Source organism: Sandaracinaceae bacterium (genome assembly GCA_016706685.1).
Lineage (GTDB): Bacteria > Myxococcota_A > Polyangia > Polyangiales > Houyiibacteriaceae > JADJJE01.
Map to the genome: position 1 here is coordinate 184,116 of JADJJE010000012.1, position 12,640 is coordinate 196,755.

Here is a 12,640-nt window from a genome sequence, read left to right on the forward strand (position 1 = left end):
CCGTCATGCGTGTCGTCTCGCTGACCTGCTCCAACACCGAGATCGTCTGCGCGCTCGGCGCGGCCGACGTCCTCGTGGGCGTGGACGACCACAGCGACTACCCGGTGGAAGTGGTGGCGTCACTGGCCCGCGTGGGGCCCGACCTCAGCGTGGATGCGAAGGCCGTGGCCGCGCTGCGGCCGGACCTGGTGCTGGCCTCGCTGACTGTCCCGGGACACGAGCGCGTGCTCGAAGCGTTGCTGGCCGAGGGGCTGCCCGTGGCCGTCTTCGAGCCCAAGTCGGTGGCGGACGTCTACACCGACACGCTGCGCATCGGGGAGCTGCTCGGGCGCACCGCAGAGGCAGCCCGGCTGGTGAGCGAGATGCAGTCGGTGCTGGACGCACGCCCCGTAGCGGACTTCCATCCGCGGGTGCTGGTCGAGTGGTGGCCTCGCCCCGTCATCGTGCCCGGGGCACGCAGCTGGGTGACGCAGCAGCTGCTCGCTGCCGGCGGGGTCAACCCGATGGGCGAGCGACCCGTCGAGTCGTCTCCCATCACGGACGAAGAGGCTCGCGCGCTGCTGCCCGACGCGGTGGTCATCAGCTGGTGCGGGGTGCCGGCGGCCAAGTACCGCCCCGATGTGGTCTATCAGCGCGCGGCGTGGCGCGACCTCCCGGCGATCCGCGACCGACAGGTGCACTGCATCACCGAGGCGTTCCTGGGCCGCCCCGGGCCACGCATGGTCGACGGCGTGCGGGCCCTCGAGCGCGTGGTGCAGGGCGTGCGGGAAGCGCGTGATCAGGGAGCGGCCACGCGGTCCACCAGCAAGCGATAGGTGCCGGACACGCTCGCCCCATAGCCGTCCACCACCACGAAGTAGGTGCCGCGCGGCAGGTCCACTTCGAGCGCCGAGTGCCGCTCACCCCCGGCCGCCGCATCGCCGCGCACGTCGTCGTTGCAAGCCAGCTGGGTGGCTGGGTCCACCGAGCAAGCGCTCCGCACGTGCAGGACGCCGTCGAACGACGAGAACAGGTCCAGCTTCACGCGGGTGGGGCGCGTGACGCGCAGGGTGTACACGCGCTCCGGCGACGCGGCGGTCAGCCCGCACGAGGCCGTCAGGCCGTTGGTCGCGCCCTCGGTGGTGCCCGTGACCTCGCGACCCAGCGTGAGGGCGGTTGGCTGGGTGCAGCTGCTGGCGGTCTGCTCGGCGGTCGGCGCGGGGGCGTCGAGCGACTGGGCGAGGCGGCACGCGGGACCGGCGCCCTGCTCACACGCGGCACGGAGCTCGGAGCGCGCCAGCTCGAGGTCGGGCGGCACGATGTTGCCTTCGCCGTGGGTGCGCGCGAGGTTGAAGCAGCCCCACGGCTCCCCCAGCGAGCACGAGCGCTCGTAGAGCTGCATGGCCCGCGCGGTGTCCACGGGGATGGCGACGTCGAACTCGTACAGCGAGGCGAGGTTGTTGCAGGCGATGCCGGAGTTGGCGTCGCAGGCCCGCGTGTAGAGCTCGAGCGCGTGCGCGGCATCTCGCGCGACGCCGTTGCCCGCCGCGTAGGCCATCGCGAGGTACACGCAGCCGTCCATGGCGCCTTCGGCGCAGGCCCGCTCCAGCAGCGACGCGGCGCGCGGGATGTCCTGTTCTACGCCGCGGCCCTCGCCGAGCATGATGCCGAAGTTGGCGCACGCCTGCCCGTCGCCCAGCTCGCACGAAAGCGAGTAGAGCCGCGCGGCCTCCGCGACATCCTCGGGGCCCCCGCGACCCTGCTCGCGCAGCTCGGCCAGGCTCGCGCAGCCCTCGGCGTCATCTCCGCGGCACGCGCGGTCGTAGAGCTCGGCCGCGTGCGGCTCGTCGGCTGCCACCGCGTCGCCCGACAGGTACGCGTGGCCTGCCACGGTGCACGCGGCTTCCTGCCCGTCCATGCACTGCTGCTCTTCGCTCAGCGCGTACACGCAACGCCCGTCACGCGGCGCTTGGAAGGCCTCGCACGTGAGGGTGACCTCGGCGGGCGTCGTCGTCTCGGGAGGCGGCGCGCCGCCACAGCCCATGAGCGCGATCGCGAACCAGAGTGCCGGAGGAGTAGGGTGCTTCGAGTTCATGCGCCCTATGAAGCCCGCACTTCGGCCGCGTGACAACCCTCGTCAGACGCGAACAGGGGCGATGGCGGGCAGCATCTCGAGGTGACGCTTGAGGGCGCTCTCGTGCTGGCGAATCTGCTCGAGCCGCACGGCGGTGCGCACGTCGCGCATGACGCTGCGCGTGGCCTCGTCCACACCGGCGAGCGTCTGCAGCGTGGGCACCTTCACGCTGACGAACGCGAGCGAGCGCAGCACGGTCGTGATCTTGCTGGGGCGCGGGGCGGCCGCCGGCTCGTGGGCTGCCCCGGCGTCCTCGGCGTCGTCGTCCCGCGCGTCGCGCACGTCCACCAGCTCCCAGCTCTCGTCGCACAGGTCGCCCCAGACCGAACGGAACGCAGCCAACCGCTCGGCGCGTTTGAACTCGTCGGCGGCGCTGCGCTCTTGCTCCGCGAGAGACTGGTCACGCTGGGCGGCCGCCGCGAGACGCAGCGCGCGCACCGACTCGAGCTCCGCTTCGGTCTCGCCACGCACCAGCACCACGGCCAGGTGCGCGTCCACCGAGAGCAGCTTCGCGATGCCTTCGTAGGCCTGGTCGTTGGAGGGAATGCCAGCGCGGTCGGCGATGTGGAAGCGCGAGAGCACCCCCAGGTTCTGACAGACCTCGAAGTACAGCACGCGGAGCAGGCGCAGCTCCGCCTCGCGCGCGTCATGGTGTGTGCGCCACGCGCCCGCGAGCTTCATGGCCACGTCCAGCGCCTTGGGCGCGGCGCCCAGCATCACCGAGACGGGGTCCATCAGTAGAAGTACCGGCTGAGCGACTCGATGACGCAGCCGGGGCGGTCCTCGCCCTCGATCTCGATGGTGATCACGGTGGTGGCCTGCAGGCCCCCCTTCACCTCGATGACCTCCTTCACCTCGCCGCGGCCGCGCACGCGCGCGTTCACCTTCACCGGCGCGGGGAAGCGGATCTTGTCGCAGCCGTAGTTGACGCCCAGCTTCATGCCCTGCACCTCGATGAGCTGCGGCAGGAAGAAGTTCGACAGCGACAGCGTCAGGTATCCATGGGCGATGGTGGTGCCGAAGGGCCCTTCCTTGGCGCGCTCGGGGTCCACGTGGATCCACTGGTGATCGCCTGTGGCGTCGGCGAACTGGTTGATGCGCTCTTGGGTGATGGTCAGCCAGTCGGTGACGCCCAGGTCGGTTCCGGCGGCGCCCCGCAGGGCCTCTTGTGTCGCGAATACGGTCGGCATGGCGCGAAGGTAGCAGCGCGCGCGGGTCCTGCGAGCGGGACGTGCGCACGGGCCTGGCAACCCGGGTCGCGGCGTTGCGACGGAGGCCCTTCGCTGATAAGCCCCGCGCATGGAGTCCTCGACGCTGACCGCGCTCTCTCCCCTCGATGGCCGCTACGCCAAGAGCGTGGATGCCCTTCGTCCCTATCTCAGCGAGTTCGGGCTGATTCATCACCGGGTGCGCGTCGAGGTGCGCTGGCTCGAGTCGCTCGCCAGCAACCCGGGCATCCCCGAGGTGCCGGCGTTCTCGGCCGAGGCGCTGGCCAGCCTCGAGCGCATCGTCAGCGAGTTCAGCGAGGCCGACGCGGAGCGCGTGAAGGCCATCGAGCGCGGCACCAACCACGACGTGAAGGCGGTGGAGTACTTCCTGAAGGAGAAGATCACCGGCCAGCCCGAGCTCGAGGCGGTGACCGAGTTCCTGCACTTCGCGTGCACCTCGGAGGACATCAACAACCTCTCGCACGGCCTCATGTTGGCCGAGGCACGCCACCGCGTGCTGCTGCCGGCCATGGATGCCACCATCGGCGCCATCCGCGAGCTGGCACACCGCTACGCAGACGTGCCCATGCTGAGCCGCACGCACGGACAGCCGGCCTCGCCCACCACCCTGGGCAAAGAGCTCGCCAACGTGGTGGCGCGCCTTCGCCGGCAGCGGCACCTGGTGGCGGTGGTCCCGCTGCTCGGAAAGATCAACGGTGCGGTGGGCAACTACAACGCGCACCTCAGCGCGTACCCGACCCTGGACTGGGAGGCGCACGCGCAGGCCTTCGTCGCGCGCCTGGGCCTCGAGTGGAACGCCTACACCACGCAGATCGAGCCGCACGACTACATTGCGGAGCTCTTCGACGCGGTGGCGCGCTTCAACACCGTGCTGCTCGACTTCGACCGCGACGTGTGGGGCTACATCTCCCTCGGCTACTTCGCGCAGCGCGTGGTGGAGGGCGAGGTCGGCTCGTCCACCATGCCGCACAAGGTGAACCCCATCGACTTCGAGAACTCGGAGGGCAACCTGGGGCTCTCGAACGCCATCCTGGGCCACCTGGCCAGCAAGCTGCCCGTCTCGCGCTTCCAGCGTGACCTCACCGACAGCACGGTGCTGCGCAACCTGGGCGTTGGGCTCGCCCACGCGCTGCTCGCGTATCAGGGCACCATGAAGGGTCTCGCCAAGCTGGATGCGCGCCCGGATCGCATGGCGGCCGACCTCGACGACAACTGGGAGGTGCTGGCCGAGCCCATCCAGACCGTCATGCGCCGCTACGGCATCGAGAAGCCCTACGAGAAGCTCAAGGCGCTCACCCGCGGCAAGCGCATCACCGCGCCCGAGGTGGTCGAGTTCATCCACAGCCTGGACATCCCCGACGCAGAGAAGGCCCGCCTCGCTCTGCTCACCCCCGCCACCTACGTGGGCAACGCCGCCGATCAAGCGCGCCGCATCTGAAACGACCTTGTCAGGAGACAGCATCATGGTCAGCGACATCTTCGACCCCACCTTGTGGGACGTGGTCCCCGGCTTCGCCTTCGAGGACATCACCTACCACCGCGCCAAGACGCAGGGCACCGTGCGCGTGGCCATCAACCGGCCCGAAGTGCGCAACGCGTTCCGCCCCAAGACGGTGGACGAGCTGCACGAGGCGCTCGACCACGCGCGCCGCTGGAGCGACGTGGGCTGTGTGCTGCTCACGGGCAACGGGCCGTCACCCAAGGACGGCGGCTGGGCCTTCTGCAGCGGTGGCGACCAGCGCATCCGCGGCAAGGACGGCTACAAGTACGAGGGGGCCGAGGCGCACACGGCCGACCCCGCCAAGCTCGGTCGTCTGCACATCCTCGAGGTGCAGCGGCTCATCCGCTTCATGCCCAAGATCGTCATCGCCGTGGTGCCCGGCTGGGCCGTGGGCGGTGGTCACTCGCTGCACGTGGTGTGCGACATGACGCTGGCCAGCGCGGAGCACGCGGTCTTCAAGCAGACCGACCCGGACGTGGGCAGCTTCGATGGCGGCTTCGGCTCGGCGCTCCTCGCGCGGCAGATCGGTCAGAAGAAGGCGCGCGAGCTCTTCATGATCGGCATCAACTACACGGCCGAAGAGGGTGCTGCCATGGGCATGGTCAACAAGGTGGTGCCCCACGCCGAGCTCGAGACCGTGGCGCTCGAGTGGGCGCGCATCATCAACGGCAAGAGCCCCACGGCCATGCGCATGCTCAAGTACGCGTTCAACATGATCGACGATGGTCTGGTGGGGCAGCAGATCTTCGCCGGCGAGGCCACACGCCTCGCGTACATGACCGACGAGGCCATCGAGGGCCGCGACGCCTTCTTGGAGAAGCGTCCGCAGGACTACTCGAAGTTCCCCTGGCACTACTGAGCGGTTCCAGGCTGCCGAGGAGGAGGGCCGCCGCCTCCTCGGTGCCACGCATCAGAAGACGCCGTTGGTGATCTCGAGCACGTACGGGTCGCAGTCCGGCGCAGAGGTGTCGGCCCAGCTAACGCGGATCATGAAGTCCTGCGTGTCGTTGGCGCACGAGTTCAGCGTGCCATCGTTGGCCCCGCAGGGACACTGCCCGCGGCGCCCCGAGTTGTTGGAGTCGAGCGCCCAGTTGGTGTCGGTGTAGCCGGTGCTTCCGTCACAGAGCACCGTGCCGCACCCCCGGTACACGTTGAAGCGGTAACGGTTCCCCGGGTTCTGGAGGAAGCGAACCCGCACGTGGAAGTTGTCACAGGAGACATCGGACGAGTCCGTCGCGGAGAAGCGGTACCAGACCTCGCGGCCGGCCGACAGCGCGTTGTCCGTGACGGTGATGGTCTGCGCCTCGCCCCCCACGTCCGGCACGGGTGCGAGCCCAATGGCACCCGCGCAGGAGGCGCCGACGCCCAAAGCGGGAGAGGCGGCGCACTCGCACGCGTTACCCGGGTCGGCGTCGTAGTTGTACGTCCCGACGGCGCAGCACACGGAGGCAATACAAGTGTCGTCCGTGGGGTCACCGGGGCACAACGCGGTCGGGTCGCCTTCGTCCACGCCGCCGCTGCAGTTCTCGTCCGACAGGCCACAGACCTCGCTGGCGCCCGGGTTTACCGCCGGGTTGGCTTCGTCGCAATCCGTGCCAGCCGGGTAGCCATCGCCATCGACGTCCACGTCACCTGGGACGCAGTGCAGGCCGGTGCAGGTGCTCCCTTGTGGGCACGTCGCAGACGTAAAGCAGCGCGGGTACTCCACGCAGGCGCCGTTGGAGCAGCGGAAGAACGGCTGGTCGCAGACCACGCCATCACACGAGAGCGTGCCCATGTCGCGCCCCATGTCCACGGTCCCTTGGTCCTGGCCCATGTCCTCTCCGTCACTCGAGTCGGTCCCCATGTCCATGGGCGTTCCGCCTCCGGAGCCGCAGCCGGCTGACCCCAGGCCGAGCAGAGCCAGCGCGTGGAGGATGGGGAGCGTGCGTGACCGCGAGGGAGTTGTGGTCGCCATCGATACCGTGAGCAACGTGGAAGAGGGGCAGGCTGCGCCGCGCGCGCCTAGAATCAGATTGATACCTGCATCGGCACCGTATGGCCAGTCTGGGGCCGACAAAGGCGCCGAATCAGAGAGGAGGAGTCGCGGACGCGCCACCACGCGGAGGCGGTGGGCGGCCCTCGGCGGCGGCCGCGAGGAAACCAAGGGCTTGCTCGGCATGTGGCTGCAGCACGCGCGCTAGCGTTTCGGCGAAATAGGGGCCGTGTGGCCGTGGGATGGTGCCCCGTTCGGTCCAGGTCACCCGGGTGCGCGCGGGCGTGACGGCAGCATAGCGGACCTGGCCCTCCGAGCGGACGCCGGCTGGCAGCGTCTGCTCCCAGGTGACGCCCTGCGCGCTGGCGCTCGTGATGCGCAGCCCTCCCGTGCCGAAGCCGTCCCCGCGCCAATCGACACGCGCCCCCCGCCCCGCGCTCGGGCCCGCGTACGTGCGCCGGAGCGTGGGGTCCGCGTCGTCGTTCCAGCCGAGCCACGCGACGTGCTGCCGGGGGCTCGCGACGAACGGGTGGATGGCGTCGATGGGGGCGTCGACCACGACGCTCACCTGCACCTCGTAGGAGTTGTCCAGGAACATCCCAGCACCGCCGCTCACCAGGGCGAGCACCAGCAACACCGTGAGCACCACGCTCACCCCGCGTCCGAACCGAGAAGCCATGCTGGGAAGATAGCTCAATGCGGCAGCAGGCCCGAGCGGCCCGCGAGGAGCAGCGCGAGGGCCACCACGGCGCTCAGCAGGACGAGCGTGAACGCGGAGGGTGCAGGACCGCGGAGGACGCGGCGGGGGAACTCGACCTCCTGCACGAGCCCCGCTTCCACGTCCACCAACAGCACGCCGTCCACGTCGAAAGCCACGGAGTACTCCAGCAGCTGGCGGCGGGTGGGCGGGTGCGCCAGCGAGGGGGCACGGTCGCCAGTCTTCACTTCGGCCACGTAGTGCTTGCCCCGGCGGCTCACGAGGTAGTCCGCGCGCAGGGCGACGGGCCAGCTCTGGCCTGCCAAGCGTGGGTGGTAGGTCGTCGCGAGCTGGGCGTCGCGCACGCGGTAACCATGGTCGCGCAGCAGCGTGGCGGCTCGCTTCTCCCCGCGGAGCGCACGACGTGCTCGGCGGTGGGCCACGCGGCTGCGGAGCAGGCGGCGCGCCCACACGCCCAAGCCCAGGAGCCCCAGCGCGAGGAGAACGCCGAGAAAAGCAGGCGTCAACGAGATTTGATGGAGGGTTCGTGGAATCGAAAACATCAGTGGTTCTCTATAGCAGGGAGGTGTGACATCGCTCCCGCGTCGCGTGACTCAATATGAAAAGAATCGCGATAATCAAAGCAATAAAATGGCTCGGTGTGGGGTGGTTGAGCGTTTTGGTGTCGTTGGAATCACGCTATGGCGATGGGTTGAGTGGATAAGCTGTGGATAACTCTAGTGGTGGGCCATGGAGAAAAATCGGCGCCTCATGTCGAATTGTATTGACGGCACGCTCCGGCCTCTGGCATCTTGAGTCTTGGAAGGTCGCGAAACACGAAGCAGCGGGTCTCTGGCCGGCTGTGACAAAGCGAAGCTTGAAAATCGAATACGAGTTGCAGACATGATCTCGACAGCGCGCTCGGGCGTGGACGTGGCGAAGCAGTCCCTCGTGGATTAGCCGGACGCGTCGACATCACCTCGAGAGCCTGCATCGGCGACGTCGCCTTCGGGTGCGGCGCGGATAGCCACCGGGTGCTCGTCATCCGGCGGCAGAGGCATGTCATGCGGGTGTCGTCCCAGCAGAACGCTAAACACGGGCTGCAGGGGGTGGCGTCTCGCATCGGGCTAGGTGAAACACCCTGGTTCCCACAACACACCCGCTCTCGGGTAGCGCGCACTGACTTCGGTTGGTGCACGAGACTCAGCGGTGCACGAGCCTCGGCTCGTGTGCAGCACGGCTCTCTGGCTCTGGCCAGGGGCTGCGAGAGGCGAGCGGAGCGGCGGCAACGTCGCGCCCTCGAGGGGCCGTGGTCGTGGAGCTCGACAAGCAACGCTCGTGGCGTGCTCGCGGGAAACCGTGGTGCACGCAGAGGCGGCCCTGAGTTAATTCGCAGGAATCGCCAGTGACTTTCCACCGACGGGGTGGTCTCTTGCCAACGCTCGAGACCTCCCCGTTTTCTATTCCGTCATCGTGCGGCGGCTCCTGCGCGGTTCACCCGTGGTGTTGCGTTCCGCTGCGCAGCGGGTTGGCAGAAAACGCCCGGTAGTTGTCATTGCTGCCAGAGTCGTGCGCGAGCACCCTGTGCTCATGGACCGACGCGTCGTCATCGCGGTGTTTCCGGGCATCCAGGCGCTCGACCTGGTGGGCCCGCTCGAGGTCTTCCACGCCGCTCACAGGCACCTCGGAAGTGGGCGGGGCTACCGCGTGGAGGTCGTCGCGGAGAGCACGGACGTGCTCCAAACGTCGAGCGGGCTCCAGCTGCTGGCAGACCGCTCCTTCTCGTCCGTTCGGGGCGCCATCGACACGCTGGTGATCGCGGGTGGGGAGGGGGCTCGGGCTGCTGCGCACGAGCGCCGCGTGCAGGCTTGGGTGCGCCGGGTCTCGCCCCTGTCTCGCCGCGTGGCCGCCGTCTGCACCGGGGCCTTCGTGCTCGCCTCCGCCGGCGTGCTCGCGGGGCTGCGCGCCACCACGCACTGGGCGTACTGCGGCCGGCTGGCGCGCGACTTCCCCGACGTGAACGTCGCGGACGATGCCATCTACGTTCGAGATGGTCGCGTGTGGACCTCGGCGGGCGTCACGGCGGGGATGGACCTCGCCCTGGCGCTGGTGGAGGACGACCTCGGGAGTGAGGTGGCGCTGGCCGTGGCGCGCCAGCTGGTGATGTTCGTCCATCGGCCGGGCGGGCAGTCTCAGTTCAGCGCGCAGCTGGCCTCTCAGCTGGCGGAGCGCGAACCCCTGCGTGAGCTGCAGGCCTTCATCGCGGACAACCCCACCGCCGACCTTTCGGTCGCTCGCTTGGCGGCCCGCGCCGCCATGAGCCCCCGCAACTTCGCCCGCGCGTTCGCGGCCGAGGTGGGTGTGACCCCCGCCGCCTTCGTGGAGCGCGCGCGGGTCGAGGTAGCGCGACGCCTGCTCGAGACGACGCGGGACGACGTGGAGTCCGTCGCCACGCGCGCGGGTTTCGGCCGCGTGGAGACCTTGCGGCGCAGCTTCCAGCGCAGCCTGGGCGTCAGCCCCAGCGACTACCGGCGGCGCTTCCAGCCGCGTTCTCGAGCCAAGGAGACATGAGATGAAGATCGCACTGGTGTTGTTCGATGGGATCACCGCGCTCGATGTGGTGGGCCCCTACGAAGTGCTGAGCCGCGTGCCCGGCGCCGAGGTCGTCTTCGCGGGGCCACGGGCTGGCTTGGCGCGCACCGACAACCGCGCGCTCGGGCTACAGGTGGACGTCGCGCTCGCGGACGTGCACCACGCGGACGTGCTGCTGGTACCCGGCGGCTACGGTGTGGACGCCCTGATCGCGGACCCGCAGATTCTCGCGGACCTGCGCAGGCTGGACGCGAAGACGCGTTTCACCACCTCCGTGTGCACCGGCGCGCTGGTGCTGGGCGCGGCGGGCCTGCTGCAGGGGCTCGAGGCGACCACGCACTGGGCGTATCTCGAAGCGCTGGCTCGCTATGGCGCCACGCCCGTGAGCCAACGCGTGGTGTGGCAGGGGCGCGTGGTCACCGCAGCAGGCGTCTCGGCCGGCATCGACATGGCGCTCGCGCTGGCTGCCCAGCTCGCGGGCGACGACGTCGCGCGCGGCATCCAGCTGGCCATCGAGTACGACCCCGAGCCGCCTTTTCACGACGGTCACCCGCGCAGCGCGGCCCCGGAGCTGGTGGAGCGCGTGCGGTCCGCGAACGCGGCCCGGCGAGCGGCTCGAACGGCTCAGAACCAGGCTTGCAGGTAGCAATGCGGGCGGCGGTCTTCGCGGTCGAGCGGGACGAACGCGCCCACCACCCCGAAGCGGTCCTCCGTGCGGAGCGCCTGCATGACCACTTCCACGCGCTCGCCCGCGAAGCACGGCTTGCGGTAGGCCAGCTCGAGGTCACGCACCTTGAGGTCGGCCGTGGGAACGCCCAGCTCGTGCAGGCGCTCGAGGGCCATGTCCTCGAAGAGGGCCGGGTAGACCAGCGAGTTCACGTGCTGGTTGCTGTCCGTGTGCGTCAGCCCGAACAGCACGCGGCGCGCCAGGCGCGGTTCACGGTCCAAGCGGCGGGCGTCGTTCGGCGGCGTGGCGAGGCGCGCTGGCACGCCCCAGGTGGTGCGAGCCTCGGGGACCGAAGGCAGGCCGCAGTCGGGCGGGAGCGCCACCACGCGGCGGTCCGAAGCGTCCACGAAGGGGCGCGTGAACACGTGCTCGGCCACGATGGAGCCCAGCTCCACGGGCTGCCCCGCGTTGGCGGGCGCCGCCCCATGCGTGCGCCCCACGCGGCCGTGTAGCGACGCGTGGATCTGGAAGACGATGCGGTTGACCACGTCGTGCTCGTCCACCGTGTGCGACCACTGATGGACCCCCGTGCCCTCCACGGTCTCCGTGACGGAGACGGGCCCGCCGCCGCAGCGCATGCGGAAGCGCGTCAGAATCGCGAGCATCCCGTGCTCGCGCGCGAGCCGCTCCATGGGCTCGCCCGGTCGCATCACGTGGTCCCACCCACAGCGTTCGAGCGCCAGCGGCAGCGCGCTGAATTTCAGCTCGCCCGTCTGATCGACGTCGGCATAGCGGAGGAGGAAGTCGGCCCGGACACGCTGGGCGTCCGGAACATCGGGGGCGGGGAGGGGGCTCTCGAGCACCCCGAGATTTAGCGCGATGCGCGCGCCCGTCACGCTGAGCGTGTCGTTTTCGAAACTGGACCCGGGCTCGGGTCGATAAGCGGGCATGCCCAAGATGCGCCTGCCCCATCCCGAGGAGCTGCTGCCCCTCGACCCTCGCTACCCCGCCGCGTTGCGCGCCCTGAAGGACCACGGCCCCATCCGTGTCGCAGGCGTGCTCCCCGAGCTCGAGCGCGCCGTGGCCATTGTGGGGACGCGTCGCGCCGACCCCGAGGCGCTCGACTTCGCCCATGGCCTGGCGCGTGACTTGGCCAGCGCGGGGATCGTGATCCTCTCGGGGGGGGCGCTCGGAGTCGACGCCGCAGCCCATCGGGGCGCGCTCGCGGCGAACGGCAAGACCGTGGCGGTGCTCGCCAGCGGCTTCGCGAAGCCGTACCCGCCCAGCCACGGACCCCTGTTCGAAGAAATTGCGGCATCGGGTGCCCTCTTGACCGAGGCCCCCGACGAGGGGGCGTTCGAGGGGTTCCGCTTCCTTCATAGGAACCGGCTCATCGCGGCGCTCGGCCACTCCGGGACCATCGTGATTCAGGCCCCCATACGGTCTGGAACCCTCTCCACGGCCGAGGACGCACGCCGCCTGAAGCGACCCGTTTGGGTGGTGCCCGGAGCCCCGTGGGATCCCCGCTCGCAAGGGGGGCTCGGGCTGCTCCGCGAGGGGGCGAGGATTTGCACATCGGCCGGAGATGTCTTATCGGTGCTCGCTCCGGAGACCCGCGATGTGCGGATCCGGAGCGCCCCTTCGCAACAAAACACCAATGATCTCGGCAGTCTCGATGACGCTGCGCGCCTCTGCCTCTCCGCTCTAGGGGGGCGCGGCCGCACCCTCGACGAGCTGTGCAAGGCGACCGGATGGCCGGCGCCGCGGGCTCTCGCGGTTCTCACGAGCCTCGAGGTGGGTGGTTGGATCGAAGGACGCAGTGGTGGTCGATACGGAATCGTTGGCCACCAAAGACGCCCCTAGTAA

13 protein-coding genes are annotated in these 12,640 nt (G+C 69.7%); 6 read left to right on the forward strand and 7 right to left on the reverse strand.

Annotation, left to right across the window (positions count from 1 at the left end; genetic code table 11):
• Nucleotides 1-5 precede the first annotated feature (5 nt).
• On the forward strand, nucleotides 6-815 hold the full coding sequence (locus tag IPI43_15780; GenBank protein MBK7775568.1) for an ABC transporter substrate-binding protein: 810 nt from the start codon (nucleotides 6-8) through the stop codon (nucleotides 813-815).
• On the opposite strand, the gene IPI43_15785 is transcribed toward IPI43_15780, so the two are convergent.
• Genes IPI43_15785 through IPI43_15795 form a run of 3 tightly spaced genes read right to left on the reverse strand, consistent with a single transcriptional unit; the run spans nucleotide 779 to nucleotide 3,303 of the window.
• On the reverse strand, nucleotides 779-2,074 hold the full coding sequence (locus tag IPI43_15785; protein MBK7775569.1) for a sel1 repeat family protein: 1,296 nt from the start codon (nucleotides 2,072-2,074) through the stop codon (nucleotides 779-781). The genes IPI43_15780 and IPI43_15785 overlap by 37 nt on opposite strands.
• 42 nt (nucleotides 2,075-2,116) lie before the next feature.
• Complete coding sequence (locus tag IPI43_15790; protein ID MBK7775570.1) at nucleotides 2,117-2,848, reverse strand: hypothetical protein; 732 nt, start codon at nucleotides 2,846-2,848, stop codon at nucleotides 2,117-2,119.
• Nucleotides 2,848-3,303 (reverse strand): MaoC family dehydratase, encoded by a 456-nt coding sequence (locus tag IPI43_15795; GenBank protein MBK7775571.1) that lies wholly within the window; start codon nucleotides 3,301-3,303, stop codon nucleotides 2,848-2,850. The genes IPI43_15790 and IPI43_15795 overlap by 1 nt, the downstream gene beginning before the upstream one ends.
• A gap of 109 nt (nucleotides 3,304-3,412) precedes the next feature.
• Between IPI43_15795 and purB the strand changes: the two genes are divergently transcribed.
• Both purB and IPI43_15805 read left to right on the forward strand, forming a co-directional pair.
• Nucleotides 3,413-4,780: an adenylosuccinate lyase gene (gene purB, locus IPI43_15800; GenBank protein MBK7775572.1), complete on the forward strand. Its 1,368-nt coding sequence runs from the start codon at nucleotides 3,413-3,415 to the stop codon at nucleotides 4,778-4,780.
• A 25-nt stretch (nucleotides 4,781-4,805) separates the two neighbouring features.
• Nucleotides 4,806-5,702, forward strand: coding sequence for a 1,4-dihydroxy-2-naphthoyl-CoA synthase (locus IPI43_15805; protein ID MBK7775573.1), 897 nt, complete (start codon nucleotides 4,806-4,808; stop codon nucleotides 5,700-5,702).
• Between the two features lie 51 nt (nucleotides 5,703-5,753).
• On the opposite strand, the gene IPI43_15810 is transcribed toward IPI43_15805, so the two are convergent.
• The 3 genes from IPI43_15810 to IPI43_15820 form a co-directional block, all read right to left on the reverse strand.
• Complete coding sequence (locus tag IPI43_15810) at nucleotides 5,754-6,695, reverse strand: putative metal-binding motif-containing protein (protein ID MBK7775574.1); 942 nt, start codon at nucleotides 6,693-6,695, stop codon at nucleotides 5,754-5,756.
• A 217-nt stretch (nucleotides 6,696-6,912) separates the two neighbouring features.
• Complete coding sequence (locus IPI43_15815; GenBank protein MBK7775575.1) at nucleotides 6,913-7,497, reverse strand: SRPBCC family protein; 585 nt, start codon at nucleotides 7,495-7,497, stop codon at nucleotides 6,913-6,915.
• A 14-nt stretch (nucleotides 7,498-7,511) separates the two neighbouring features.
• Nucleotides 7,512-8,078 (reverse strand): hypothetical protein, encoded by a 567-nt coding sequence (locus tag IPI43_15820; GenBank protein MBK7775576.1) that lies wholly within the window; start codon nucleotides 8,076-8,078, stop codon nucleotides 7,512-7,514.
• A 1,027-nt stretch (nucleotides 8,079-9,105) separates the two neighbouring features.
• On the opposite strand from IPI43_15820, the gene IPI43_15825 reads away from it, so the two are divergent.
• Together IPI43_15825 and IPI43_15830 are read left to right on the forward strand one after the other, a co-directional pair.
• Nucleotides 9,106-10,086 (forward strand): DJ-1/PfpI family protein, encoded by a 981-nt coding sequence (locus IPI43_15825; protein ID MBK7775577.1) that lies wholly within the window; start codon nucleotides 9,106-9,108, stop codon nucleotides 10,084-10,086.
• Between the two features lies 1 nt (nucleotide 10,087).
• Nucleotides 10,088-10,753, forward strand: coding sequence for a DJ-1/PfpI family protein (locus IPI43_15830; protein ID MBK7775578.1), 666 nt, complete (start codon nucleotides 10,088-10,090; stop codon nucleotides 10,751-10,753).
• Here IPI43_15830 and IPI43_15835 read toward each other — a convergent pair.
• Nucleotides 10,732-11,724, reverse strand: a complete 993-nt coding sequence (locus IPI43_15835) for an acyl-CoA thioesterase (protein ID MBK7775579.1) — start codon at nucleotides 11,722-11,724, stop codon at nucleotides 10,732-10,734. The genes IPI43_15830 and IPI43_15835 overlap by 22 nt on opposite strands.
• Between IPI43_15835 and IPI43_15840 the strand changes: the two genes are divergently transcribed.
• On the forward strand, nucleotides 11,723-12,637 hold the full coding sequence (locus IPI43_15840) for a DNA-processing protein DprA (protein ID MBK7775580.1): 915 nt from the start codon (nucleotides 11,723-11,725) through the stop codon (nucleotides 12,635-12,637). The two genes, IPI43_15835 and IPI43_15840, sit on opposite strands and share 2 nt — an antisense overlap.
• Nucleotides 12,638-12,640: the final 3 nt, after the last annotated feature.